This is a genomic window from Bradyrhizobium sp. 164, assembly GCF_023073715.1.
Lineage (GTDB): Bacteria > Pseudomonadota > Alphaproteobacteria > Rhizobiales > Xanthobacteraceae > Bradyrhizobium.
Window position 1 is genome coordinate 44,194 of sequence record NZ_JADPKA010000006.1, and the last position, 24,143, is coordinate 68,336.

General features: G+C 63.4%; 22 protein-coding genes and 3 pseudogenes. 19 read left to right on the top strand and 6 right to left on the bottom strand.

Annotated elements, in window-relative coordinates:
* Window positions 1-385: 385 nt before the first annotated feature.
* Window positions 386-1,135: a DUF2470 domain-containing protein gene (locus IVB01_RS01915; RefSeq protein WP_247276399.1), complete on the bottom strand. Its 750-nt coding sequence runs from the start codon at window positions 1,133-1,135 to the stop codon at window positions 386-388.
* Window positions 1,136-1,376: 241 nt separating this feature from the next.
* Here IVB01_RS01915 and IVB01_RS01920 point away from each other — a divergent pair, with 241 nt between their 5' ends.
* The 5 genes from IVB01_RS01920 (at window position 1,377) to IVB01_RS01940 (ending at window position 5,361) form a co-directional block, all read left to right on the top strand.
* Window positions 1,377-2,078, top strand: a complete 702-nt coding sequence (locus tag IVB01_RS01920; RefSeq protein WP_008542552.1) for a response regulator transcription factor — start codon at window positions 1,377-1,379, stop codon at window positions 2,076-2,078.
* 116 nt (window positions 2,079-2,194) lie between these two features.
* On the top strand, window positions 2,195-3,991 hold the full coding sequence (locus IVB01_RS01925) for a sensor histidine kinase (protein WP_247276398.1): 1,797 nt from the start codon (window positions 2,195-2,197) through the stop codon (window positions 3,989-3,991).
* Window positions 3,988-4,512 carry an HPr kinase/phosphatase C-terminal domain-containing protein gene (locus IVB01_RS01930; protein ID WP_247276397.1) on the top strand — a complete coding sequence of 175 codons (525 nt, stop codon included), beginning with the start codon at window positions 3,988-3,990 and terminating at the stop codon, window positions 4,510-4,512. Before IVB01_RS01925 ends, IVB01_RS01930 begins: the two co-directional genes overlap by 4 nt.
* A 133-nt stretch (window positions 4,513-4,645) precedes the next feature.
* Entirely contained in the window at window positions 4,646-5,047 is a 402-nt protein-coding gene (locus IVB01_RS01935; RefSeq protein ID WP_007597752.1) for a PTS sugar transporter subunit IIA, read from the top strand.
* On the top strand, window positions 5,044-5,361 hold the full coding sequence (locus IVB01_RS01940; protein ID WP_247276396.1) for an HPr family phosphocarrier protein: 318 nt from the start codon (window positions 5,044-5,046) through the stop codon (window positions 5,359-5,361). The genes IVB01_RS01935 and IVB01_RS01940 overlap by 4 nt, the downstream gene beginning before the upstream one ends.
* 117 nt (window positions 5,362-5,478) lie before the next feature.
* Here the strand turns inward: IVB01_RS01940 and IVB01_RS01945 are convergent, their stop codons facing one another.
* Window positions 5,479-7,104, bottom strand: a complete 1,626-nt coding sequence (locus tag IVB01_RS01945; protein WP_247276395.1) for a glycosyltransferase family 39 protein — start codon at window positions 7,102-7,104, stop codon at window positions 5,479-5,481.
* 114 nt (window positions 7,105-7,218) lie between these two features.
* Here IVB01_RS01945 and lepA point away from each other — a divergent pair, with 114 nt between their 5' ends.
* From lepA to IVB01_RS01980, 7 genes and pseudogenes are all read left to right on the top strand, one after another.
* Window positions 7,219-9,030 (top strand): translation elongation factor 4, encoded by a 1,812-nt coding sequence (lepA, locus tag IVB01_RS01950; RefSeq protein ID WP_247276394.1) that lies wholly within the window; start codon window positions 7,219-7,221, stop codon window positions 9,028-9,030.
* A 579-nt stretch (window positions 9,031-9,609) separates the two neighbouring features.
* Entirely contained in the window at window positions 9,610-9,912 is a 303-nt protein-coding gene (locus tag IVB01_RS01955; protein WP_247276446.1) for a plasmid stabilization protein, read from the top strand.
* Between the two features lie 10 nt (window positions 9,913-9,922).
* Entirely contained in the window at window positions 9,923-10,156 is a 234-nt protein-coding gene (locus tag IVB01_RS01960) for a hypothetical protein (protein WP_247276393.1), read from the top strand.
* A gap of 71 nt (window positions 10,157-10,227) precedes the next feature.
* Window positions 10,228-11,169: a complex I NDUFA9 subunit family protein gene (locus IVB01_RS01965; RefSeq protein WP_247276392.1), complete on the top strand. Its 942-nt coding sequence runs from the start codon at window positions 10,228-10,230 to the stop codon at window positions 11,167-11,169.
* A gap of 429 nt (window positions 11,170-11,598) precedes the next feature.
* Window positions 11,599-13,593, top strand: coding sequence for a protein-L-isoaspartate(D-aspartate) O-methyltransferase (locus IVB01_RS01970; protein WP_247276391.1), 1,995 nt, complete (start codon window positions 11,599-11,601; stop codon window positions 13,591-13,593).
* A gap of 593 nt (window positions 13,594-14,186) precedes the next feature.
* A complete protein-coding gene (locus tag IVB01_RS01975) occupies window positions 14,187-15,344 on the top strand; it encodes an acyl-CoA dehydrogenase family protein (RefSeq protein ID WP_247276390.1) in 1,158 nt (385 codons plus the stop codon).
* Between the two features lie 15 nt (window positions 15,345-15,359).
* Window positions 15,360-15,572: pseudogene (locus IVB01_RS01980) on the top strand (acyl-CoA dehydrogenase); the annotation flags it as partial.
* Here the strand turns inward: IVB01_RS01980 and IVB01_RS01985 are convergent.
* Window positions 15,517-15,884: pseudogene (locus IVB01_RS01985) on the bottom strand (SRPBCC domain-containing protein); the annotation flags it as partial. The pseudogenes IVB01_RS01980 and IVB01_RS01985 sit on opposite strands and share 56 nt — an antisense overlap.
* A 35-nt stretch (window positions 15,885-15,919) precedes the next feature.
* Window positions 15,920-17,167 (bottom strand): serine hydrolase, encoded by a 1,248-nt coding sequence (locus tag IVB01_RS01990; protein ID WP_247494225.1) that lies wholly within the window; start codon window positions 17,165-17,167, stop codon window positions 15,920-15,922.
* Between the two features lie 240 nt (window positions 17,168-17,407).
* On the opposite strand from IVB01_RS01990, the gene IVB01_RS01995 reads away from it, so the two are divergent.
* Both IVB01_RS01995 and IVB01_RS02000 read left to right on the top strand, forming a co-directional pair.
* The gene (locus IVB01_RS01995; protein ID WP_247276388.1) at window positions 17,408-18,628 is read left to right on the top strand and encodes an MFS transporter; all 1,221 of its coding nucleotides are present in this window, start codon (window positions 17,408-17,410) and stop codon (window positions 18,626-18,628) included.
* Window positions 18,629-18,639: 11 nt separating this feature from the next.
* Window positions 18,640-19,791, top strand: a complete 1,152-nt coding sequence (locus IVB01_RS02000) for an acyl-CoA dehydrogenase family protein (RefSeq protein ID WP_247276387.1) — start codon at window positions 18,640-18,642, stop codon at window positions 19,789-19,791.
* A gap of 1 nt (window position 19,792) precedes the next feature.
* On the opposite strand, the pseudogene IVB01_RS02005 reads toward IVB01_RS02000, so the two are convergent.
* Together IVB01_RS02005 and IVB01_RS02010 are read right to left on the bottom strand one after the other, a co-directional pair.
* Window positions 19,793-20,010, bottom strand: a pseudogene (locus IVB01_RS02005) (EAL domain-containing protein); the annotation flags it as partial.
* 29 nt (window positions 20,011-20,039) lie between these two features.
* Complete coding sequence (locus tag IVB01_RS02010; RefSeq protein WP_247276386.1) at window positions 20,040-20,399, bottom strand: helix-turn-helix domain-containing protein; 360 nt, start codon at window positions 20,397-20,399, stop codon at window positions 20,040-20,042.
* Window positions 20,400-20,508: 109 nt separating this feature from the next.
* Here IVB01_RS02010 and IVB01_RS02015 point away from each other — a divergent pair, with 109 nt between their 5' ends.
* The 5 genes from IVB01_RS02015 to modA all read left to right on the top strand — a co-directional run bounded on the left by IVB01_RS02015 (window position 20,509) and on the right by modA (window position 24,133).
* Window positions 20,509-21,213, top strand: a complete 705-nt coding sequence (locus tag IVB01_RS02015; protein WP_247276385.1) for a glutathione S-transferase family protein — start codon at window positions 20,509-20,511, stop codon at window positions 21,211-21,213.
* A 108-nt stretch (window positions 21,214-21,321) separates the two neighbouring features.
* Window positions 21,322-22,266, top strand: coding sequence for a penicillin-insensitive murein endopeptidase (gene mepA / locus IVB01_RS02020; RefSeq protein ID WP_247276384.1), 945 nt, complete (start codon window positions 21,322-21,324; stop codon window positions 22,264-22,266).
* A 174-nt stretch (window positions 22,267-22,440) separates the two neighbouring features.
* A complete protein-coding gene (locus tag IVB01_RS02025) occupies window positions 22,441-22,650 on the top strand; it encodes a TOBE domain-containing protein (protein WP_247276383.1) in 210 nt (69 codons plus the stop codon).
* A 2-nt stretch (window positions 22,651-22,652) separates the two neighbouring features.
* Complete coding sequence (locus tag IVB01_RS02030) at window positions 22,653-23,156, top strand: hypothetical protein (RefSeq protein ID WP_247276382.1); 504 nt, start codon at window positions 22,653-22,655, stop codon at window positions 23,154-23,156.
* A gap of 191 nt (window positions 23,157-23,347) precedes the next feature.
* The gene (gene modA, locus IVB01_RS02035) at window positions 23,348-24,133 is read left to right on the top strand and encodes a molybdate ABC transporter substrate-binding protein (RefSeq protein ID WP_247276381.1); all 786 of its coding nucleotides are present in this window, start codon (window positions 23,348-23,350) and stop codon (window positions 24,131-24,133) included.
* Window positions 24,134-24,143: the final 10 nt, after the last annotated feature.

Sequence of the window (24,143 nt, forward strand, 5' to 3'; positions counted from 1 at the left end):
CGGCATCCCTTGCCGACATCGCTCGCCACCGCGTTCAACTCGGCGGTATTCGGCAATTGCCACAGCGCCTTTGCCAGCCGCGCGTGACCGCGGACAACAGCATCTTGAGCGTCGCGGCGAGTTCGCGGCCGATATCGCTTTTCTCCAGGGTCGCAACCATCGCCTGCGCGAGCGGAAGCGCGCTTCCGAATACTTGCAGGCCCCCATGAGCGGGTTGATCACGCGCCCGCCGCGGCAAGACTTCCTTTCTGGCGTGGCGAGCAATGCGCTCGCCGCGAGCGCGAGCCCCTGCGATCAGCGCCGGCCGATTTCATCTTGCCATCACCACTCTCGCTGCACCGTCGGACCGATTACGGTCTTGGATCACAGCGATGAGCCGCGACGATCAACGTGTTGCGCCTTGGTCCAGCTTCTTGCGCGCGTCACCGGCGAGGCGGACCAGCATCTTGCGCAGTGCCGTGCCATCCGTCACCCGCTCCGGGAACTCCAGCCGCAGCGCGGTCTGATCCATTTGCATGTCGAGGCCCTCCGGATCGCAGCCGGTGCAGCGCCAGCCGCCCTCGGCCGCGCCGAGCAGCCTCGTGGCATAGAGGTTCATGGCGTCGCGATGGTCGGCATTCATGTGCTCGACGGCGCCCTGTTCCGCCGCCAGCAGATCCTCGGCGCCGGTGAGGTCCGTGAGGAACTGCTCCGGCTTGAGGTCGACGATCCGGCCGAAGCCGGCGACCAGATGGGCTCCCGTGGGCGGGATCCGAAAGAAGGAGAAATCCTTAAACGAAACAAAGCCTTCCGCCGACGGATGGGCATTGAGATACCGCCGCAGAAGCAAGTCCTTGTCGGCGTCAGCCTGCTCGGCCCGGCCGGACAGCATAATCCGGGCCCCCTCTAGGGGATCGCCGGCCGCGCGCTCGTCCAACATCAGCGAGACCCTGCTGTCCGCCAGGATGTTCCTGGTGTGCACGGCGAGGCGCGAGATCAGCAGGATCGGTGAGCCATCGGGGTGGCTCGCCAGATTGACCAGGGAACAATAGGGATCGCCGCTGCCGGCCATCAGGGTCGCCAGCGCCCCCTGCCGCGACCGTCGCAGCAGCGATTTGGCGAGTTTTGCGGGATCGAAATCCGGGGTCGGTTGCATCGGCTTTCTCGGGTCGGGTGGTTGCAATAGAGGCCTTTTCTCGGGTAAACGGGGGCCAGGTTATGGGTCGAGATGCGGCGAATCTGCCGCGTTTCGTGGAACTTGGTCACACTTCAGCCCAGCTTGCATTGCTCGGTGACAAGGTTCGAATGCCGACTTCGGCACCCATGTATGCGGCGCATCACTGATTGCTCGCCGTTTCAAGCCACGACCCAAAACGGAAAGCAGAAAGCAGAGGCTCATGCCCACAATCGCTTTGGTCGACGACGACCGCAACATTCTCACATCCGTCTCGATCGCGCTGGAAGCCGAAGGCTACCGCATCATGACCTACACCGACGGCGCTTCCGCACTTGACGGTTTCCGCACCACCCAGCCCGATCTCGCCATCCTCGATATCAAGATGCCGCGCATGGACGGCATGGAGACGTTGCGCCGTCTCAGGCAGAAGTCCGACCTGCCGGTGATCTTCCTGACGTCCAAGGACGAGGAGATCGACGAGCTGTTCGGCCTCAAGATGGGCGCCGACGACTTCATCCGCAAACCGTTCTCGCAGCGCCTTTTGGTCGAGCGCGTCAAGGCGGTCCTGCGCCGCTCGGCGCCGAAGGACCCGACCGTCGCGCCCAAGGAGAACGACGCCAAGGCGCTCGATCGCGGCCTTTTGCGCATGGATCCGGAACGGCATACCTGCACCTGGAAAAACGAGCCGGTGACGCTGACCGTCACCGAATTCCTGATCCTCCAGGCATTGGCGACCCGGCCCGGCGTGGTGAAGAGCCGCAACGCGCTGATGGATGCCGCCTATGACGACCAGGTCTATGTCGACGACCGCACCATCGACAGCCACATCAAGCGGCTGCGCAAGAAATTCAAGGTGGTCGACAACGAGTTCGAGATGATCGAAACGCTCTACGGCGTCGGCTACCGCTTCAAGGAAGCCTGAGACTCGCGCAGTTTCACGAAAGAGGAGAGCATCGCTGGTTCTGATTCCATCGGAACCGGGATGGCTCTAGGATGCGGGGACCTTCTCAACGAGCTGTCCTAACGCGGGCGTAAGCATTGCTTGACCGAACGCAGCCTGATCCAAACCAGAGCGCCGAGGATATCGCATCCGACGGCGTTCCGGAGCACGTTGGCGAAGACAAGCCGCAGGGCTGGCGGCCGCTGAACTGGCTGAAGCGCGCCGGTCAGTTCTTCTTCGCGCTGTCCTTCTCGAGCCTGACGCGCCGCATCGTCTCGCTCAACCTCGCCGGCCTGGTCGCGCTGGTCGCCAGCATCCTGTATCTGTCGCAATTCCGGGCCGGCCTGATCGACGCGCGCGCGCAGAGCCTGCTGGTCCAGGCCGAGATCATCGCCGGCGCGATCGCGGCCTCTGCGACCGTGCAGACCAACGCCATCACCATCGACCCCGACCGGTTGCTCGATCTCAAGCCGGGCGAGACCTATGGCGGCTCGGACGAATATTCGCCGCTGGATTTCCCGATCAATCCGGAGCGCGTGGCGCCGGTGCTGCGCACGCTGATCTCGCCGACCAAGACGCGCGCGCGCATTTACGATCCGAACGGCAGCCTGCTGGTCGACAGCCGCAACCTCGAAAACGTGCTGCGCTACAACCTGCCGCCACCGGCCGAGAAGCCCGGCATCGTCGAGCGCGGCATGGTCGCGGTGCGAACCTGGCTGAACCGCGGCGACCTGCCGCTCTACCGTGAGCTCGGGCCCGAGAATGGCAATGGCTACGCGGAGGTGGGCGATGCGCTCCAAGGCCAGAAGCGCTCGATGGTGCGGGTCAACGCACGCGGCGAGGTGATCGTCTCGGTCGCGGTCCCCGTGCTGCGCTCGCGCGCAATCCACGGCGCTTTGATGCTGTCGACCCAGGGCGACGACATCGACCAGATGGTCACTGCCGAGCGCCTCGCCATTTTGAAGGTCGGCGGCGTTGCCGCAGCGGTCATGATCATGCTGTCGCTGCTGCTTGCCAGCACGATCGCAGGTCCGGTGCGCCGGCTCGCCGACAGCGCCGAGCGCGTCCGCCGCCGTATCAAAGCCCGCATCGAGATTCCCGATTTCACCCGCCGCCGCGACGAGATCGGCCACCTCTCGGGCGCGCTGCGGGACATGACCAGCGCGCTCTACAGCCGCATCGAGGCGATCGAGATGTTCGCCGCCGATGTCGCCCATGAGCTGAAGAACCCGCTGACCTCGCTGCGCTCGGCGGTCGAGACGCTGCCGCTGGCGCGCAACGAGACCAGCCGCGCACGCCTGCTCGAGGTGATCGAGCACGACGTCAAGCGGCTCGACCGTCTGATCTCGGATATCTCCGACGCCAGCCGCCTCGATGCCGAATTGCAGCGTCAGGATGCGATCCCGGTTGACGTGCGTCGCCTGCTGACGACACTGGTGTCGGTCGCCAACGAGACCAAGCTCGGCCACGACGTCGCGGTCGAGACCCGCTTCGAGGGCCGCGGCCCGACCGACACGTTCTCCGTGACCGGCCACGATTCGCGGCTCGGACAAGTGGTCTCCAACCTGTTGTCCAACGCGCAATCCTTCTCGGAAGCCGGCAGCAAGGTGCGCCTCACCTGCCGCCGCGTGCGCGGAGAGATCGAGATCGTGATCGACGACGACGGGCCCGGCATCCGCGACGACGCGCTGGAGCGCATCTTCGAGCGCTTCTATACCGATCGTCCGCACCAGGGCTTTGGCCAGAACTCCGGCCTCGGGTTGTCGATTTCCAAGCAGATCGTCGATGCCCATGGCGGGCGGATCTGGGCCGAGAACCGCGCAGGCCCGCTGGATGCCGAAGGCGCGCCGACCGTCGCCGGCGCGCGCTTCGTGGTGAGGCTGCCGGCGCTATGAGCGACGGCGGCCCCAGCGTGCACGCCTCCGCCGTCAAGGTCGGGACTTTTGCCGTGCTGATCCGCGGTCCCTCCGGTTCCGGCAAGTCGCGCCTTGCCTTCGATTTGATCATGGCGGGCCGGTCAGGCCTGATCGAAAGGGCCGTTCTGGTCGGAGATGACCGTGTCCATCTGGCGACAGTCGGCCATGAAATTGAAGTCCGCCCCGCTCCGGTCTTGGCTGGCCTGATCGAGATCCGGGGCTTGGGAATTCGCCGCTGCGACTTCGTGGAGCATGCGATCGTCGGCCTCGTGGTCGATCTGGACGCAGCCGATGCCGAGCGTCTGCCTGCGACAGAATCGCTGAAAGCCAGCATTTCTGGTGTCGAAATACCGCGCATCCCGGTCGAGCGCGGCTATTCGCCCCTCCCGCTGGTTGTCGCGGCCTTGACCACTACCAAGAGTTCATCTTCCGTTAACCCCTCAGGCGATTGTTTGAAGGGAAATGGTAACCATATGAACCCCACTATCGCGACCGAGTAGACCGGCGCAGCTTCCCTCATCCATCCGTCTAGGTTCAGGGAGATACGCAACATCCCCTCTTGCGCGGGGGCTCTGGATGGTCAAAGTGGCGCGTTCGTGCGGTGCACCAAAAGCGCCCGCGAGGAGTTTTCCGATGATTGGTCTAGTACTTGTGACCCACGGGCGCCTTGCCGACGAATTCAAGGCAGCGCTTGAGCATGTCATGGGCCCACAAAAGCAAATCGAAGCGATCACGATCGGTGCCGAAGATGATTCCGATCTCTGCCGAAGCGACATTATCGAGGCGGTTAACCGCGTCGATTCCGGCGACGGCGTTGCGATCCTCACCGACATGTTCGGCGGCACGCCGTCGAACCTCGCAATATCCTGCATGAGCCGGCCGAAGGTCGAAGTGCTCGCGGGCATCAACTTACCCATGCTGGTGAAGCTCGCTAAGGTGCGCGAGGAGCGTCCGCTGCCCGACGCGATCGCGATGGCCCAGGAAGCGGGCCGCAAATACGTCACCATTGCCAGCCGCGTGCTCGCCGGCAAATGAGCGACGACGCGCCGCAAGCCGCAGCGGGCGTGCCCGCAGGCGCGATCTCCAAGGAGCTCCTGATCATCAACAAGCGCGGTCTGCACGCCCGCGCCTCGGCGAAATTCGTCCAGGCGGTCGAGCGCTTCAACGCGCAAGTGTGGGTGACGCGCGGCGGTGAGACCGTCGGCGGCACTTCGATCATGGGCCTGATGATGCTTGCCGCGGGTCCCGGCACGACCATCACGGTCGCCGCGGCCGGCGAGGAAGCCGAAGCGGCGCTCGCGGCGATCACCGAACTGGTCGAGAGCAAGTTCAACGAGGAAGGGATTTGAGCCAAGCGCTCGACGCCGTAGGGTGGGCAAAGGCGCGACGCGCCGTGCCCACCATCTCTCTCATCGTGTGCTGAAATTGGTGGGCACGCTTCGCTTTGTCACCCTACGATATCCCGATCACTTCGCCGGCGGGGCGATGTAGATATTCCAGCTCATCGCCGGGCCGGCCTTGCCGTGGGTGAAGCGGCGCGTCGTCATCACCATGCGCTCGGCATTCGGCGCGATCCCCGACATCCATTTCTCGAACGCGGGCAGGCGTTCGTCGGTCGGATCGAACACGCCGATGAAGCCGTATGTCTTGACATCGTCGAGCGAGGTCAGCCCGGACGCCCAGGCTTCGTTCGGCGTGAACGGGCTGGGGTGATCGGGGCTGTAGAACACCATCGGCTGAATCGTCTCCATCGTCCCGGCAACGACCGCCCAGCGCGAGGCAAAGCGCGCGTGCCAGGCCTGCGTCAGCTCGCGCGCGAGCTCCGAACGCGCGCCATAGGTTGCGGTATTGCCGGCATTGGCCGCCATCTCGCGCGCGGCGATCCACGGCGAGGCAGCGAGCGTGGCTGCGCTGAGCACGAGCCAGATCGCGGCGATGTTGAACAGCACAGAGCTCTGCACCCGCAATGCGGGGATCGCGACCAGCGCCAAGGGCACCAGGAAGAACAGCGAGATGCCCCAATCGGTCTTCATGTAGATGCTGAAGGCCAGCGCGCCGAGCGGCGGACCGAACGCCACGATGATCTGGATGATCCAGATGTTCAGCGCCTGCGAGAGGTTGACGCCCGGATTGACCCCGCGCGCCCAGGCCCGCGTGACGATGCGCGACGGCGCCCGCACCAGCAGCGTGAGCCACGGCGGCGCCAGCGCCATGGCGAGGGCGGCCAGCGCGACCGGCAGGGCCAGCAGCGCCAAATTATGCAAGACGTAGCCCGCGACGAGCTGATGCACCTGGCTCGAGTCCTGGAGGCTGTAGGTGTCGCCGGCATAGGTCAGCGGCACGAAATGCGCATTCGCCAGCCAAACGAAGTGCGGGATCATCGCCACCGCCATCGTCGCGATCGCGACCCATGGCGCCGGCGACGACAGGAAGCGCAGCCGCTCGGGATGGATCAGCGCGGCAAGGCCGATGGCGCCGATCATGGTCAGCACCCAATATTTGGTCATCAGCGCCAGCGCGCCGGCAAGCCCGAGAAGGATTCCGGATTGCCAGCTCCGCTTCGCGAAGGCGTTGAGGTAAGCGAGCACGAGCAGCGGCAGCGTGACGAGCTGGAGCAGATCCGGATTGTACTTGAAGCCTTTGAAATTGAAGATCGGATAGAGAGCGATCATCACCACGACCAGGAACGCGCGCCGCGCGTCGACCACGCGCAAGGCAACCATCCAGCAGACCACCATGCCGATACTGACGGTCGCCATCGCAAGCGCATAGGTAGCCCAATCCGCCGCCGGAAACAGCTTGAACCAGAGGCCGGCGACCCAGCCCGACAGTGGCGGATGCTTGCCGTAACCCCACAGGAATTTTTGGCCCCAAGCATAAGCTTCTGCGACGTCCATGTGAACGTCCTGCGCCGCCTTGAGATTGATCAGGATGAAGGTCCAGAGCACTGCATGCAGGATGGCGAGCTGGATCACCAACCAGAGGCGGGCCTCGGGGCGGATCGCGCAGGCAACCAACCAGGCCCGGAAGCGGGCATAGCTCACTCGGGTCTTCGCGCGCGCTTTGGCAGAGGGGATCGAAGTCGTCGACATGAGCGGTTGCCTAGCGTGTTTTGGGCGATCGTGGAATCAGCTTGGCGTGAACAAAGGCCCTGAAAATACAGCAATATGGTTGCCGCACAGGGATGTGAGTGGTATCCCGCGCCCATGACGACCGTCCCCATTTCCAACATCCGCAATTTCTCCATCGTCGCCCATATCGACCATGGCAAATCGACGCTGGCCGACCGCCTGATCCAGATGACCGGCGGCCTGTCCGACCGCGAGATGGCGGGCAAGGAGCAGGTGCTCGATTCCATGGACATCGAGCGCGAGCGCGGCATCACCATCAAGGCGCAGACGGTGCGGCTCCAATACCGCGCCAAGGACGGCAAGGATTACATCTTCAACCTGATGGACACGCCCGGCCATGTCGACTTCGCCTACGAGGTCTCGCGGTCGCTGGCGGCCTGCGAGGGTTCCCTGCTGGTGGTCGACGCGAGCCAGGGCGTCGAAGCGCAGACGCTCGCCAACGTGTACCAAGCGCTCGACAACAACCACGAGATCGTCCCGGTCCTGAACAAGGTCGACCTTCCCGCCGCCGAGCCCGAGAAGATCAAGCAGCAGATCGAGGACGTCATCGGCATCGACGCCTCCGACGCGGTGATGATCTCGGCCAAGACCGGCTTAGGCGTCCCCGATGTGCTGGAAGCGATCGTCACCCGCCTGCCGCCGCCGAAGGGCGATCGCGAGGCGACCTTGAAGGCGCTGCTGGTCGACAGCTGGTATGACGTCTATCTCGGTGTCGTCGTGCTGATCCGCGTCGTCGACGGCGTCATGAAGAAGGGCAGCCGCGTGCGCATGATGGGCACCGGTGCTGCCTACGACGTCGAGCGCGTCGGCTTCTTCACGCCGAAGATGCAGCAGGTCGACGAGCTCGGTCCCGGCGAGATCGGCTTCATCACCGCCGCGATCAAGGAAGTGGCCGACACCCGCGTCGGCGATACCATTACCGACGATCGGAAGCCGGTGACGGAGATGCTGCCCGGCTTCAAGCCGGCGATCCCGGTGGTGTTCTGCGGCCTGTTCCCTGTCGATGCCGACGACTTCGAAACGCTGCGCGGGGCCATGGGCAAGCTGCGGCTGAACGATGCCAGCTTCTCCTTCGAGATGGAGACCTCGGCTGCACTCGGCTTCGGCTTCCGCTGCGGCTTCCTCGGGCTGCTGCACCTCGAGATCATCCAGGAGCGGCTGTCGCGTGAGTTCGATCTCAATTTGATCGCGACCGCGCCGAGCGTCATCTACAAGATGAAGCTCACCGACGGCCAGGAGATCGAGATCCACAATCCCGTCGACATGCCCGACGTGGTCAAGATCGCCGAGATCGACGAGCCCTGGATCGAGGCGACGATCCTCACGCCCGACGAATATCTCGGCAGCGTGCTGAAGCTGTGCCAGGACCGCCGCGGCGCGCAGAAGGAGCTCACCTATGTCGGCTCCCGCGCGATGGTGAAGTACGACCTGCCGCTCAACGAGGTCGTGTTCGATTTCTACGACCGCCTGAAGTCGGTCTCCAAGGGCTACGCCTCGTTCGACTATCACCTCACCGATTACAAGCCGGCCGACCTCGTCAAGATGCAGATCCTGGTCAATGCCGAGCCGGTCGACGCGCTCTCGATGCTGGTGCATCGCACCCGCGCGGAAGGGCGCGGCCGCGCCATGGTCGAGAAGATGAAGGAGCTGATCCCGCCGCACATGTTCCAGATCCCGATCCAGGCCGCGATCGGCGGCAAGGTGATCGCGCGCGAGACGGTGCGCGCCCTGCGCAAGGACGTCACCGCAAAATGCTACGGCGGCGACATCACGCGTAAGCGCAAGCTTCTTGAGAAGCAGAAGGAAGGCAAGAAGAAGATGCGGCAGTTCGGCAAGGTCGACATCCCGCAGGAAGCTTTCATTGCCGCGCTGAAGGTGGATAGCTGAGCGGGGCTTAGGCCTGTTTCAAGCGTGACGAGATTGGCCGGTCCGGGACGTTTGGGACCCGAAGAACAAAATATCGAAAAACAACCCCATGCACAGTAGCCGGAGTCTTGTTTGTATTGCGTTTTTCGATTTTACGAAATCCATTTGACCCGTCGGGCAAAACAGGGGCATGATGGCATCATCGCAACGGGCGTGAGGCCGGCGCCCATCAGCACGCAACATCTCGACGCCGACCGATTAGCCTTCGATCTCGGGATCCGAACGCCACAGCGGTGATGGCTTTCCGTCGGCTTCCGGGCCCCCTGCGGGAATGCCGGCGAAACAATTCGCCGCGGTCGGCAAACTGCATTGGCAAAGACCCGCGAACATCCTCGGACTTCCGAAAGGCATGGCGCAAGTTGACGGTTCGACCAATCAACTTGATCCCGCCTCTCTACGCCCTGGATGCTAACTGAGTGTCTCAGCGGGCGGTGCACACCGGCTCCTACACGGTCTGCGGTAAGTCAGGTCGAATAGGAACAATTAGTGAACTTCGCCGTTCGTGGCGCGAGGGAGGCGTACCTGAAGAGGGAGGCCGTGATGCCACGCGGAGACAAACGCAGCTACATCGATAAGCAGAAGCGACAGGCCGAACACATCGAGGAAGGCTACGAATCCCGAGGTGTACCCGACACTGAAGCTGAACGGCGGGCCTGGGCGACCGTCAACAAAGAAATCCATGGCGGCAAGAAGAGCGGGTCCGGCAGAGGGACCGAAGCAGACACCTCGCCGTCACGCAAGGGCGGCAGACTTGGCGGAAAAGCACCAGCCAGCCGACCGGCCGATGAACGTACCAGGTCAGCCAAGAAGGCTGCTCAAACTCGCAAACGCCGCGCGGCGTGAAGGAGGCACAATGTCGACATGCGAAACCTGCGGCAATGATTATGACAAGGCTTTTCAGGTGGTGATGAACGGCCAGGCGCACACGTTCGACAGCTTCGAGTGCGCAATTCATGCCTTGGCGCCAACGTGCAAGCATTGCGGAACGCGCATCGTGGGGCACGGCCTGGAAAAGAGCGGCACCTACTATTGCTGCGACCACTGCGCCCAGAAGGAAGGCGTGACCGACCTCCGCGATCGTGTGTAATGGACGACCGACGAGCCTGCGGTCTCCGCTGGCCATGCCTTGCTTGAGACGATCTCAGTACGAGTTGCGCCATGGCGCCCGCACATAATCGCCTTGTTACGGTGTTCGGTGGAACGGGGTTTCTCGGCCGCCGCGTTGTTCAACACCTGCTCCGGGCACCTGAGTTTTTCGTTCGGATTGCATCAAGACATCCCGAACGGGGCAGACAGCTTTTTGGTCACGACGACCCACGCCTCCAATCTGTGAACGTCGATCTACGCGACGAGGGTTCGATAGCCGCTGCTGTTGATGGCGCATACGGCGCCATCAACACGGTCAGCCTCTATGTCGAACACGGACAGGAGACTTTTCATTCCGTACATGTGGAATCAGCCCGGCGACTGGCGGCCCAGGCACGTCGAGCTGGCGTCAAGCGGCTCATCCACGTTTCCGGAATCGGCTCTGACGCCACTTCGCCGTCCCTCTATATTCGCAAGCGTGGCGAAGGCGAACTCGCGGTCCGCGCAGTATTTTCTCAGGCTACGCTGGTTCGCCCGGCGGTAATGTTCGGCCCGGATGACGCGTTTCTCACCGTCATCCTCAAGCTACTCCGCCGATATCCGATCTATCCGATGTTCGGCCGCGGGTTGACGAGATTGCAGCCGGCCTATGTTGACGATGTGGCCGACGCGATCACAAGAGCGCTTCTGAGAGCCGAAACAAGCGCAATCACATATGAATGCGCTGGTCCTCGCATCTACACATACGAAGAGCTTCTCAAAAAGGTTGCGCACGCAGCCGGCCGCAGCCCCATGCTCGTTCCAGTGCCGTTTGCTGCTTGGCATGCAGCGGGATGGATTTCGGAGCTGCTTCCAAGGCCACCCATCACCCGGAATCAGGTGGAGTTGATGAAGCTCGACAACATAGCGTCGGTGGGAATGCCAGGATTTTCCGAGCTTGGAATCCCGCCGCAATCAGTCGAACAAGTTGTACCAACAATGTTACGGGAAAGTATCGGGCGAACCAACTTTTGAACCTGATGCCATTTGATGATGGCAGCCAGGAGTATGGATCGCGGTCCACTGATGGCTTCTTCAACAACCTCAAAACCCAGCGCGATCAGTGCGCAATAACCAGGATCAGCACCGCGAGCACGACGGCCCCGAGCAGCCCGGTCAGGAAGATTGCTCTCCTTGCCGATGTCCGGAGAATGATCTCTCCGCCCCTCGCTCGCTCCGTCGGATAAGGCTCCTTGTGAGGAGGAGGCGTCCGCGCTGGACCTTCACGAACCATACTGAACAACGCATGCGTATGATTTCGTTTCACTTTGCGGGTGATCGGAACCGGTAAACTCTCTCCTTGGTTCCGGCCTTGGTTCCGGCGCGATTCAGTCCATGGAAAGGAACTCGTCACGTCCGTTCCCATTGGCTTTATGCACTGGGCATTCTTGATGGACGGGTCGCATGAGCGAATTTTCAGATCTTCGCGACCGTATGGTCGACGTTCAACTCGCGCGCCGTGGTATCCGTGATCGTCGCGTGTTGGAGGCTATGCGACAGGTCCCGCGGGAGCGGTTTGTGGAAGCCGGTTTTGAGGAATTTGCCTACGAGGACGGCGCACTGCCGATCGCAAACAACCAGACCATCTCGCAGCCCTACATTGTCGCGCTGATGACCGAGGCTGCCGAATTGAAGCCGACGGACAAGGTGCTCGAGGTCGGTACCGGCTCAGGCTATGCTGCCGCAATTGCTTCTCGGCTTGCTAAAACGGTTCACACGATCGAGCGACATGGCGCCCTGGCCAGAATCGCAGCGCAGCGGCTGATTGCGCTCGGATGTGCGAATTGCATTGTCCATACCGGCGACGGCACCCGCGGCCTGGCCGATGAGGCGCCATTCGACGCGATCCTGGTCGCTGCCGGCGGCCCCTCGGTGCCTGACGCGCTTAAGCGCCAGTTGGCCGTCGGCGGCCGTCTCGTCATTCCCGTCGGCAATTTCGGGCACGAACAATCGCTGCTCCGGATTACGCGCCGGAGCCAGACTGATTACGATGAGGAGACCTTCGGGGCCGTCCGCTTCGTGCCGTTGATCGGCGAGCAAGGATGGGCCGAGGATGGCACGCGCTCGGCCAGCAACCACATCCCCGGTCACACGCGGTTGCAATCGCTGACAGACATGATCCGTGCTACTATCGAACCGTTGCCTGCCTTCGATGATCCTGCATTCGGTGTGCTGTTCGATCGCTTCGGACAATCGCGCATCGTCTTGCTGGGCGAAGCCAGTCACGGTACGTCGGAGTTCTACCAGGCACGCGCAGCGATTACGCGCCGCCTGATCGAAAAACACGGATTTACGATCGTCGCCGTCGAGGCGGATTGGCCCGACGCCGCAGCGATCGACCGGTACGTTCGCGGTCGAACGCACCGCGGAGCGTCAAGCCAGACCCCGTTCGAACGCTTTCCGACCTGGATGTGGCGAAATACGGATGTCGCCTCCTTCGTTGACTGGATGCGCAGTCGCAATGAACGAATGCCGGCAACCGATCGAGCCGGGTTCTTCGGGCTCGACATTTACAACATGCGCGACTCGATCGCGGCCGTTCTCACTTACCTCGACAAGGTCGATCCTCAATCGGCAGCGGTGGCGCGCGAACGCTACGGCTGCCTGACGCCGTGGCAGCGCGAGCCTTCGACCTATGGCCGCGCCGTCCTGACCGAGCGCTACCGGAAATGCGAGGCGGAGGTGGTTCGGCAGTGCCAGGATATTCTGAAGAAGCAGCTCGACTATGCGGCGGACGATCCAGACAGCTTCCTCGATGCCGCGCAGAACGCCCGCTTGATCGCGTCAGCGGAGCGCTACTACCGGATCATGTATTACGGCGGCGCGGAGTCCTGGAATCTACGGGATACGCATATGTTCGAGACGCTAAGCCATGTACTTGACGCACATGGTCCCCAATCCAAGGCCGTGGTCTGGGCGCACAATTCCCATATCGGAAATGCGCGTTTTACCAGCATGGGCGCGGTCCGCAACGAGCTCAACATTGGTCAGCTCTGTCGGGAGAAATTCGATGAAGCGGCGTCGCTGATCGGATTAAGCACGCATACCGGCACGGTGGCAGCGGCCTCAGATTGGGACGCCGAAATGGAAGTGATGCAGGTTCGGCCGTCTCGACCAGACAGCTATGAGCGGCTGTTTCACGATGCCGGTGCGACGCGCGGCTTGATCGAATTCCGCCGCGAGGAGGCCCTTCGTCGTCGCTTGCTCGAACCGCGCCTGGAACGCTTTATCGGCGTGATCTATCGACCGGACACCGAGCTGCAAAGCCATTATGCCGAGGCCTCACTGCCTCAACAGTTTAACGCGCTGGTGTGGTTTGACGAGACACATGCGGTGACACATTTGGGTCCTGAGCATCGTCGCAGCGCTGTCCCAGACACCTATCCGTTCGGACTCTGATTGCAGCGTGGCCAGGCCAAGAACGTTAGGTGAATCTGATGTGAAGCTTACACCGGCGTCCACTACTGCCATGCAGCCTTCATGGAAGGCTGGTCGTGAGGCGATAAGTGATGAACGCATTCTTGTCATTGAATGTCGCCAAGATCTTCGTGCAGGCCGGGCCACGATGCTCACCGCTTGTGGCAGGGAGAGATGACGATACAGGGGCGGTTCCATTTCCGCTCAGGGTCAAATGCGCCGATGGGGGCGGTTGGTTGCGATTTCGGATTGCCGCGAGAAAGCGGACTGTTGCGGAGCATGTCGCGAACTCGCATTCGCGCAAAATGGCGACGCCTGCTGAATAGCGGGTATCGGCTCATGCATCAGGAAAGCTGTGTTGACGCATAATCATCCGCCACGAGTCAATTAGCGGCATAAGAACAGCTCCCTCCGCCGCGTCACCGCACGTGTCGTTCGACTTCTGCGAAGGGGCTCAGGCCGACGTGAAGGCATCGAGCCCGTCCCAGCTGGGCTACCGCTAGTACGGATTTTGAACTGGAAAGGTCCGGCCCTAGAGGATTACGGTTCTCCTATCTTCTCGGAGGAGGACCGCCATGAGCCTCAATCAAGGTCACGATATCCAATCAGCGAGCCCGCGCAGTTCGATCGACGTTGCGCGGGAACTCGGGCCCGTGTTTCAACGACGGGCCGAGCAGGCGACGGACGAAGATTGCTTTGTAGCCGAAAACTATGAGGACTTGAAATCGTCGGGATTGGTCGAAGCCGGCGTCCCCACCGAGCTCGGGGGCCGTGGGGCGGAGGTCGATGAGCTGGCCGAGATGCTCCGTGTCCTGGCGTATCACTGCGGATCCACAGCGCTTGCATTCTCCATGCACACCCACCAGGTCGCCATCACCGCTTGGCGCTGGCGGCATCAGAAAGTGACGGCGGTGGAGAACCTACTGACACGTATCGCCCAGGAACGCATTTTCCTACTCTCAAGCGGCGGTTCGGATTGGGTCGGCGGCTCCGGCAAAGCCGAGAAGGTGGACGGCGGCTATAAGATCACCGCTCGAAAGGTTTTCTCCTCGGGCTCGCCAGCCGGGACTCTCATGATGACGGGCGCGGTGCTGCAACAGGAGTGTGAGCCGCCAATGGTGCTTCACTTTGGTGTGCCGATGAGCTCACCCCAGGTGAAGATCTTGGACACTTGGCGAGTTTTGGGTATGCGCTCGACCGGTTCGAATGACGTGATGATTGATGGCTACGTAGTGCCTGAAAGTGCCGTATCGGCGCGTCGCAAGGCTGGTGAGTGGGATCCCTTATTCCAGACGATCGCAACCATCGCACTGCCACTGATTTACTCGGTCTATGTGGGCGTTGCCGAGAGCGCACGGGATATTGCTCTCTTGCTCGCGCGGCGCAAAGAGCTCGATCATAACGTTATACAGCTGGCTGGCCGCATGGATACCGAGCTTGCTGGCGCACGGATGGCACGGCAAACCATGCTTGCAGCTGTGCGCCTGAATAAGCCGTCGGCCGAAACAGTGAACCAGGTGGTGATCGGCCGCCATCTCGTAGCGCGGCATGCAATTGCAGCGGTGGAGTTAGCAATGGAGCTCGCTGGCGGCGCGGGGTTCTATCGCGCGGCCGGTCTAGAACGGCGCTTCCGCGACATACAGGCCGCACGCTATCATCCCCTGCAGCCCGGCGCCCAAGCAAGATATACGGGTGCAATGGCTCTTGGGCTCCCAGTCGACCAAATTTACTGACGTCCCTACAGCGGGACGAGCGCCTGGTGTCTCGGCCAGTGCAGCGTCTGCGCGATGATCGCGGCCTCGCTCGATCACGACATTGCGCAGGAGATCTTCAATACGCCGCCCGGCATCCTAGCCTGGGGCGCGATCGCGCATGAGGCGCGCGCGGTCGAGGGCAGTTATCGCGTCACGGCACGCTGGGATCTTGCCTCGGGCTCGTGGCAGGCGAGCAGCTCGGGTAGCGCGCGAAATTATTGAGGATCGCCTGCCAGCCGCCTTGCTGCTGCTCGACCGAGTGAGTCGCTTCGCTATCGAAGACGACGCGGACGACAGTGCCATTTGGGCCGGGCACGAACTCGACCTCGGCTGTTCGATCGCCGAACGCGTGTTCGATCCGCTTGTGCTCGACGATCTTGGTGTAGGTGCCGGCGAAGTCGAAGCCCATGCCGCCGTCCTTGGCTTCCATCCGGGACGAGAAGGCGCCGCCTTCCCGCAGGTCACCGTCGCCTTGGTCGTATGCCAGTCGTCGGACGCTGCAGCGCTGAAGGCGAGCAAACGCGCCCTCATGGGGTTTCAAAGCTGTCGGATCATCATTGCCCGAGCTGCTGAAGCACGGCGGACCACAATGCGAGCGGCTCCCTGAGGGCTGCCGGCTCGGATGGCCTTTGGCGAACGGCCGTGTGCACCATGACGAGCTTGGAGGCCGGGTCGACCAGGATGACCTGACCGCGGATGCCGAGCAGGGCAAATCTGCGCTGCTCGCCAGGGAGCAGCCACACCTGGTAGCCGTAGCCGAAATAAGGTGTGGCCACGCGGGGCGCGAGATGGCCATCGGCTGGTCTGACGGTCGTGGCATCCAGCAGCCGCTGCCGGGGGATCAATTGGCGACCTTCCCAGGCGCCGTCATGTGCGAGCAACCGCGCCAGCCGCGCATAGTCGCGCAAGGTTGCGTTGAAGCAGCAAAAGGCAATCTCCTGTCCGCTCCCGTCGATCGCCCACGACGCATCCGCTTCGGCGCCGATGGGGTCCCAGATCCGGTCGTGGAGATAGTCGGCAACCGGCATGGCCGTGGCCGAGCGCAGGACTAGGCCGAGGATTTCGGTTTCTACGCTGGCATAGTGCCATCTGGTGCCCGGCGGTGCGGTTCGGGTGTTGAATTGCGCAACGATGGCCGCGGGATCTTTCGGCTCATCGACGAACAGGGCCCGTCCAAGCCGGGCGACGTCGTCGTTCCCATCATAGATTTCCGAGAACTGGACGCCCGAAGACATGGTCAACAAGGCGCGTATCGATGTGTTTCCATATTCCGTGCCTGCAAGGCCGGGAACGTAGGTCGAGACGAGGTCGTCGATCGATTTGATTCGTCCCTCCGAGACCGCGATCCCGACCAGCATAGCCACCAGCGTCTTGGCCATGGACTGCGAGACAAAGCGGTCGTGGTCGGTCCGCGCATATTGATAGTGCTCGTACAGGATGGTGTCGTCCCTGGCGATCAGGAGTCCCGTCACCGGGTTGCGCTTGAGGTAGTCCGCGATGCTCAGACGTTCGGTGCCAAAACTGTAGGCGATCGACGGCTCCGGCGCGCGTTTGAATTGCCAGGGCGCCGTGGCGCGAACGACCGCGCGCGAGGGATAGATCTCGCCGAAATGGCTGTAGACCCCGACGAGCTTGTCGAGCTGAGGGACGCCTCCCCGCGTGCCGACCGGATAGCCGTCAGCCGCGCCGTAAAGATCGGCATCGGGACCGCTGTCTGAAAAGACCGGCCCCGGCTCGGCGCTTCGGATGTCCTCTGCGCATGCTGAAGGTGCCCAGACTGCGGCGGCGAAAATGACGGGCAAGGCAAGCCTGCGGCGCCCACGCGGCCTGCACAGCGCTCCCCATTTCATTGGATTTGCCTCCTCGCACGTTGATGTGTGTGCGCTTGTGAGAACAACATCGCAGGCCGGTGACGTGAGATATGATATCATTGCGGACGGGCCGTGTCGCCCGCGGTGGCAACCCGCCTTGCTCTCGCCCGGCAGATAGGCCACCATCCCCTGCGCGCACCATCAACAAAATCAAAAGCGCTAAGGAAACGCATGAGCAAGCCGTCAAGCTTCGACTATGGCTGGGTCGTTGTCGCCGCGGGTGCGCTGATGACCTGTGTCGGATTCGGCACGATGCTGTCGCTGGCGGTGTTTTTGCAGCCGATCTCGCAAGCGATGGGCTGGTCGCGCGCCGGCGTGTCGGCGGCCGCGACGCTGGATTTTCTCTGCATGGGGGTGGCCGCGTTCCTCTGGGGCACGCTGTCGGACCGGTTCGGCACCCGCATCGTGGTGCTTGCCGGAAGCCTGCTGCTGGGGCTCGGCCTCGTGAGCGCGAGTCAGGCAGCAAGCCTGTGGCAATTCCAGCTTTGCTTCGGCGTACTGATCGGCATTGCCGCCGGCAGCTTCTACGCGCCGATGATGGCGCTCGCGAGCGCCTGGATCGAGAAGAACCGCAGCCTCGCGGTGGCGCTGGTCTCAGCCGGCATGGGCGTCTCGCCAGTGACAATCGCGCCGACCGCGAGCTGGCTGATCGCGGCCTATGACTGGCGCACCGCGATGCTGGTGATCGGCATCGCCGCCTGGGCGCTGCTGATCCCCGCCTGCTTCCTGGTGCGTCCGGCACCCGCAGTGGCGGCCCCTGCAACGGCGGACGCGGCGCCGGAGGTCGAGCTGACCGCGGCGCAGGCGCTGCGCACCCCGCAGTTCGTCGCGCTCGCCGCTGCCCATTTCGCCTGTTGCGCCGCGCATTCCGGTCCGATCTTCCACATGGTGTCCTATGCGATGGTCTGCGGTATCGCCCCGCTGACGGCCGTGACGGTCTACAGCGTGGCCGGCGTCTCAGGCCTCGGCGGCCGCCTGCTGCTGGGCGCGCTGGCCGATCGCAGCGGCGCAAAGCCCGTGCTGGTCGGCGGGCTGCTCGTGCAAGCCATGTGCATCGCGACCTATCTCGCGGTGGCGCAGCTCGGCGAGTTCTACGCGCTCTCGGTCGTGTTCGGCCTCGCCTATGGCGGCGTGATGCCGCTCTATGCGGTGCTGGTCCGCGAATTCTTTGGCGCACGCATCATGGGCACGGTGTTCGGCGCGGTGTCGGCCTTTGCCAGCCTCGGCATGGCACTGGGGCCATGGGCCGGCGGGCTCGTGTTCGACAATTTCCAGCGCTACACGTGGCTGCACGCCGGCTCGTTCACGATCGGGCTCGCAGCGGTCGCGGTGGCACTGAGCTTTCCGACCAGACGCCGGCCATCGCTCGACTTTGGCCGCGCTGCGGCCTGACGAGGTCGCGCATGAACAGATCGCAGGCCTTCGATCTCGTCGAACGTGCCCGGGCGATCGCGCCGCTCATCGCGCGTGAAGCCGACGAGATCGAGCAGTCGCGGCGGCTGACGCCTGCCGTGGTCGCCGCACTGATCGAGAACGGGCTCTACCGCGCGCTGCTGCCGCAAAGCCTCGGCGGCACTGAAGCCCCGATTGATATCTTCATGCAAATGCTGGAGGAGATCGCGACGGCGGACGCCTCGACCGCCTGGTGTCTCGGCCAGTGCGGCGTCTGCGCGATGATCGCCGCCTGGCTCGATCATGATACTGCGCAGGAGATCTTCAATACGCCGCCCGGCATCCTTGCCTGGGGCGCGATCGGGCATGAGGCGCGCATCGTGGACGGCGGCTATCGCGTCACGGCGCGCTGGGACTTTGCCTCCGGCTCGCGGCAGGCGAGCTGGCTGGGGGCGCATGTCCGTATCGTTAATGCCGACGGCACGCCGCGGAAAAATGCCGATAGCTCGCCGGAGGTGCGCACCATTCTGTTTCCGGTCGCGAGCGCCGTGCTGCACGACGTCTGGCAGGCGATCGGGCTCGCCGGCACCGGCACCGACTCCTACGAGGTCACCGATCTCTTCATCCCCGAGCGTTTCACGGCGTTCCGCGACGTGCCGTCCGCGCTGCGCGAACAGGGTCCTCTCTACAGAATCGGCACCGGCTCGACCTTCAGCCTCGGCTTTGCGGCAGTCTCGCTCGGCGTGGCGCGCGCCACGCTGGATGCGGCCATCGCGTTGGCGCGTGGAAAACACCAGTCACTCGCGGTCAGCGCCATGCGCGATAACGGGGCGGTCCAGGGACTGATCGGCCGCACCGAGGGCGATCTTCGCGCCGCCCGCGCCTATCTCTACGCCACCGCGCACGCGATGTGGCGCGATCTCAGCGCGACCGGCGAATTCAGTCCGACGCATCGCAGCGCGGTTCGCCTCGCCGCGACCTGGACCATCCACCAATCGGCGAAGGTGGTCGACGCCGCCTATCACATGGCCGGTGCGACGGCTGTGTTCCGCAGCAATCCGTTTGAGCGACGGTTTCGCGACATGCATGCCATCGCGCAGCAGATCCAGGCGCGCGATACGCATTATGAGGATGTCGGAAAGGCGATTCTGGCGGGGCATTGATAGCGTCCTCGTCGTCCGCATCAATGCCGCGCTGTGCGGCGAGGAGGCTGATGATCTCCGCATTCGGCCTTGCCTTGCTGAACAGAAAGCCCTGACCCTCATCGCAGCCCTCGGTGCGGAGACAGCAGAGCTCGGCTTCGGTCTCGACGCCTTCGGCGGTGATGGCGACCCCGAGACCTTGCCGAGGCTGACCATGGAGCGGATGATCGCTGGCGCTTCGTACTGTCCAATCCCTAAGCTGGCTTCCTCTAATCGTGACGATCCGCCATCTCGCTGCGATCCGCCAATTCCGCGCGAGCGCTGTCGGTCGCTGCCCACCACTCACCCAGCGCATCTATCAGCGGCACGAGTGCGTGGCCGGATGGGGTCAGATCATATTCGACGCGCAACGGATATCCCTCGAATTCCGCGCGCTGGACAATGCCGGCGTCCTCAAGCTTGCGAAGCTCCAGGGCCAGCATCTTGTGCGAAATGGTAGGGTTGTCCCGGCGCAGATCGCTGAATCGCTTAGTGCCCTCCTTCAGATAGTAAATCAGAAGCGTGGGCCAGCGGCCGCTGAGCACCTGCATCACTTCCTCGATGGGACAGCGGGAAACGAGATCTTTCATTGAGGGCTCGTGGTTACCAAAAAGTGCGTAATTTACTCGGCGGCACGGCCGAGTAGGGTCTGACTGCGCTGCGCAGCGTGATCATCAGAAGTCACGGAGAACAAAGGCCATGGAACCGATCTTATTGTACGGCTTCCCGTTGGGAAGCTCTATTGGGCTCGTCGCCGCGCTCAAATGGCTGGGGAAACCCTACCGGCTGTGTCGCGTCGATATGCTCGGCGAGATGCGCGAGCCTTCCTACGCCCGCATAAACGCCCGACACGAGACGCCGGTATTGATCACCGCGGAGGGACACGTGCTGACGGAGAGCATGGCGATCGCCGCCTGGCTCGAGGCCCGAGACCCGGAGCGGCGCATCAGCTTCGACCCGCTCTCGCGTGAGGCCGACCGGATGCACCAGTTGATGGCATTCCTAAATACCGGCTTCACGGCCGCATTCAGCCCGTTGTGGTTTGCGATGGAAATGAAGTCGCCCGACCCGGCGGTGCAGTCGGCGTTGCGGACCTGGGGTCGCGAGCGAGTGATTGAGCGCCACGACAAGCTCGAGCAGATGATTGAGGGAAGCACCTTCCTGGTCGGCGACCGCCCGACCTTGGCCGATGCCGCGTTCATCGGCGTAGCCCGCTGGCTCGAATTTCATAAAGTTGCCGACAAGGAACGGTGGCCGAAGATGGCGACTCTGCGCCAGCGGCTGGAAGCCGATCCCGCCGTCATTTATGCGTCCGATCTGGAGAAAGGGGGGACCAACCGTGGAAACGGGGCGCGCGCGGGCGACGTTGAACTCGCGAAGGTCATCGAGCGGTTCGGAAGATAGAATGCCGCGCCGAAGGTCGTCGCGGCGGCATCCGAAGATACAGGTTACGGCGGGCTGAAAGTCTAATTCTTGGCCCTTGAGACGGCGTTGGGCTATAAAAGCCCCAGCATGAGTCCCCGCCGTCTCACCCTCCTCCTGCTTCTGGCTGCGCTTCTGATCGCCGGCACCGCGCTGGCCCAGGACAAGGGCAGCGTCACCCCGAAGCCGCTGCCGCCGCTCGGCAATCCGAACGATCCCACGCTCGCTGCCAAGGAGCTGTTCGCGCGCAAGCTGCTGCCGTCGAAAGGATTGGCGCATGTCTTCGGCTCCTACACCAAGGGCTGCATCGGTGGCGCCATGCAGATGCCGCTCAACGGCGACAATTGGCAGGTGATGCGGCTGTCGCGCAACCGCAACTACGGCCATCCCGATATGATCGCCCTGATCAAGCGGCTCGCGGCCAAGGCGCACAAGGACGCCGGCTGGCCTGGCATTTTGGTCGGCGACATTGCCCAGCCGCGTGGCGGGCCGGCGCTGTCGGGCCATGCCAGCCACCAGATCGGTCTCGATGCCGACATCTGGTTGACGCCGATGCCGGACCGCCGGCTCTCGCGCGAGGAACGCGAGGAGATGTCGGCGGTGATGATGGTGCGTCCCGACCGACTCGATATCGATCCGAAAGTGTTCACACCTGGCCATGTGCTGGTGCTGCGCGACGCGGCGCGGGAGCCGGCGGTGCAGCGCATCTTCGTCAACGCCGCGATCAAGAAGGCGTTGTGCCGCGAGGCCAAGGGCGACCGCGCCTGGCTGTCGAAGATCCGCCCCTGGTGGGGCCACGACTATCACTTCCACATCCGCATGCACTGCCCGGCGGGCGCTGGCGACTGCGAGGGCCAGCCGTCGCAAGCCGAGGACGAAGGCTGCAAGCCTTCCGATCTTGCTTACTGGTTCTCGGATGCGGTGCTGCACCCAAAGCCGCCGCCGGAGCCACCGAAACCGAAGCCGCCGATGACGCTGGCCGAGATGCCGGCCGCATGCAAGGCGGTGCTGCACGCGCCAGATGCGAAGCCGTGACAGGCGCGCGGTAAAAACTCCGTCAGCGGCTGATCCATGACCTCACGAATGCGCTATGGTGCAGCGTTGCGCTGCCGTAAGCGTGCGACACCCGCCGGGACGCGCATCCCGCTCCAGCCCATCCCGTCCGCATGCGCGGCGCTATCGCCGAGCACCAGCCACCGCGAGAACTCCATGCGCATCAGTGCACGCAATCAGATCAAAGGCAATGTCGTCGAGGTCACAAAGGGCGCCACGACCTCGCACATCCGCGTCGACATCGGCGACGGCACGATCGTGACGTCCTCGATCACCAACGAAGCCGTCGACGACCTCGGCATAAGGGCAGGCGGCAAGGTCACCGTTGTGATCAAGGCCTCCGATGTCATGATTGCCGTAGATTGACCATGAAATCGTCTTTCCTCGTGGCCCTGCTGCTGCTTGGCACGGCCCCCGTTCTTGTCGCTGAGGAGCCCAGCGGCTGCGACAAGTTCAAATGGCCGATCGAGCGCGACCGCACGGCGCTCACCGCGCCGGACCGTGCGAAATTCGCATCGGGCAGCGAACAGGCGGCAGTGCCGTCATCCGCCATCACGCTGGGGCTGGTCCCGCCCGCGGACGCAAAATTGCCGACGCCGCCTGAGCGCGCGCCCAAGGACGGCACCTTCGCGGGCTTCACCAGCGTCAAGGCGCCGAAGGCCGGGCTCTACTCGATCAGCCTCTCGGCCGGGGCTTGGGTTGACGTGGTCCAGGACGGGCATGTCCTCAAGCCCGTTGCCTTTAGCGGCGCGACCGATTGCGACGGCATCCGCAAGAGCATGAAATATCAGCTGTCGGCACAGCCCTTCGTGCTCCAGGTCAGCGGCGCCAAGGACAATTCGGTCTCGATCGCGATCCTGCCGGCGCAATAGGCGCCCCCTGGTTAGACAAACGGTCGCCTTTGACCTAAGACGTGTGCCTGCTATCTTTGAGCAGCGATATCCCTGCCGGCCGTAAGCCGCCGTGGGGCTCCGTGGAACAGCGCGTCCGCCCGTCGCATCAGACCCACCCAACGCCAAATTTGCGCGCGTCACCGCGCGCGAGCTCGCACGGAGCGCTATCCATGTTTCGTATTGCCGCACTTGTCACCGCCTTCGGCATCCTCGCGGGCGCGAGCCTGTCGCCCGCTAGTGCCGAGGACAAGACCATCACCGTGTTCGCGGCCGCCTCGATGAAGAACGCACTCGACGAGATCGACGCGACCTACACCGCCAAGACCGGCGTCAAGTTCAGCGTCAGCTATGCTGCGAGCTCGGTGCTCGCGAGGCAGATCGAGCAGGGCGCGCCGGCCGACGTGTTCGTCTCCGCTGACACCGACTGGATGGATTACGCCATCGCCAAGAAAGCCGTCAACGAATCCACCCGGGTCAACCTGCTCGGCAACAGCATCGTGCTGATCGCGCCGAAGGACTCAAAGGTCGATAACGTCACGATCGCGCAAGGCCTCGACCTCGCCAAGCTCGCCGGCGACGGCAGGATCGCGACCGGTGACGTGAAATCCGTGCCGGTCGGCAAATACGCCAAGGCTGCGCTCGAGAAGCTGGGCGCCTGGCGGGCCGCCGAGCCGAAATTCGCCATGGCCGAGAGCGTGCGCGCCGCGCTGACGCTGGTGGCGCGCGGCGAGGCCGTGCTCGGCATCGTCTATGCGACCGACGCCAAGGTCGAGCCGGACGTGAAGATCGTCGGCACCTTCCCGGCCGATTCGCATCCCGCGATCATCTATCCCGTCGCCGCGACCACGACCGCGAAGGGCGAGACCAGCGACTATCTTGCCTTCCTGCGCTCGACGGTCGCCAAGACCATTCTGGAGAAATACGGCTTCAAGTTCCTTATCAGCCCCACCACATGATATCTCCGGC

Excerpts from the sequence above, each read along its gene's own strand:
- IVB01_RS01930 (WP_247276397.1), top strand. The coding sequence starts at position 3,988 with ATGAGCGACGGCGGCCCCAGCGTGCACGCCTCCGCCGTCAAGGTCGGG.
- lepA (WP_247276394.1), top strand. The coding sequence starts at position 7,219 with ATGACGACCGTCCCCATTTCCAACATCCGCAATTTCTCCATCGTCGCC.
- IVB01_RS01970 (WP_247276391.1), top strand. The coding sequence starts at position 11,599 with ATGAGCGAATTTTCAGATCTTCGCGACCGTATGGTCGACGTTCAACTC.
- IVB01_RS01940 (WP_247276396.1), top strand. The coding sequence starts at position 5,044 with ATGAGCGACGACGCGCCGCAAGCCGCAGCGGGCGTGCCCGCAGGCGCG.
- IVB01_RS01915 (WP_247276399.1), bottom strand. The coding sequence starts at position 1,135 with ATGCAACCGACCCCGGATTTCGATCCCGCAAAACTCGCCAAATCGCTG.
- mepA (WP_247276384.1), top strand. The coding sequence starts at position 21,322 with ATGAGTCCCCGCCGTCTCACCCTCCTCCTGCTTCTGGCTGCGCTTCTG.
- IVB01_RS01955 (WP_247276446.1), top strand. The coding sequence starts at position 9,610 with ATGCCACGCGGAGACAAACGCAGCTACATCGATAAGCAGAAGCGACAG.
- IVB01_RS01995 (WP_247276388.1), top strand. The coding sequence starts at position 17,408 with ATGAGCAAGCCGTCAAGCTTCGACTATGGCTGGGTCGTTGTCGCCGCG.
- modA (WP_247276381.1), top strand. The coding sequence starts at position 23,348 with ATGTTTCGTATTGCCGCACTTGTCACCGCCTTCGGCATCCTCGCGGGC.
- IVB01_RS02015 (WP_247276385.1), top strand. The coding sequence starts at position 20,509 with ATGGAACCGATCTTATTGTACGGCTTCCCGTTGGGAAGCTCTATTGGG.
- IVB01_RS02010 (WP_247276386.1), bottom strand. The coding sequence starts at position 20,399 with ATGAAAGATCTCGTTTCCCGCTGTCCCATCGAGGAAGTGATGCAGGTG.
- IVB01_RS01975 (WP_247276390.1), top strand. The coding sequence starts at position 14,187 with ATGAGCCTCAATCAAGGTCACGATATCCAATCAGCGAGCCCGCGCAGT.
- IVB01_RS01960 (WP_247276393.1), top strand. The coding sequence starts at position 9,923 with ATGTCGACATGCGAAACCTGCGGCAATGATTATGACAAGGCTTTTCAG.
- IVB01_RS02030 (WP_247276382.1), top strand. The coding sequence starts at position 22,653 with ATGAAATCGTCTTTCCTCGTGGCCCTGCTGCTGCTTGGCACGGCCCCC.
- IVB01_RS01945 (WP_247276395.1), bottom strand. The coding sequence starts at position 7,104 with ATGTCGACGACTTCGATCCCCTCTGCCAAAGCGCGCGCGAAGACCCGA.
- IVB01_RS01935 (WP_007597752.1), top strand. The coding sequence starts at position 4,646 with ATGATTGGTCTAGTACTTGTGACCCACGGGCGCCTTGCCGACGAATTC.
- IVB01_RS02025 (WP_247276383.1), top strand. The coding sequence starts at position 22,441 with ATGCGCATCAGTGCACGCAATCAGATCAAAGGCAATGTCGTCGAGGTC.
- IVB01_RS01965 (WP_247276392.1), top strand. The coding sequence starts at position 10,228 with ATGGCGCCCGCACATAATCGCCTTGTTACGGTGTTCGGTGGAACGGGG.
- IVB01_RS01920 (WP_008542552.1), top strand. The coding sequence starts at position 1,377 with ATGCCCACAATCGCTTTGGTCGACGACGACCGCAACATTCTCACATCC.
- IVB01_RS02000 (WP_247276387.1), top strand. The coding sequence starts at position 18,640 with ATGAACAGATCGCAGGCCTTCGATCTCGTCGAACGTGCCCGGGCGATC.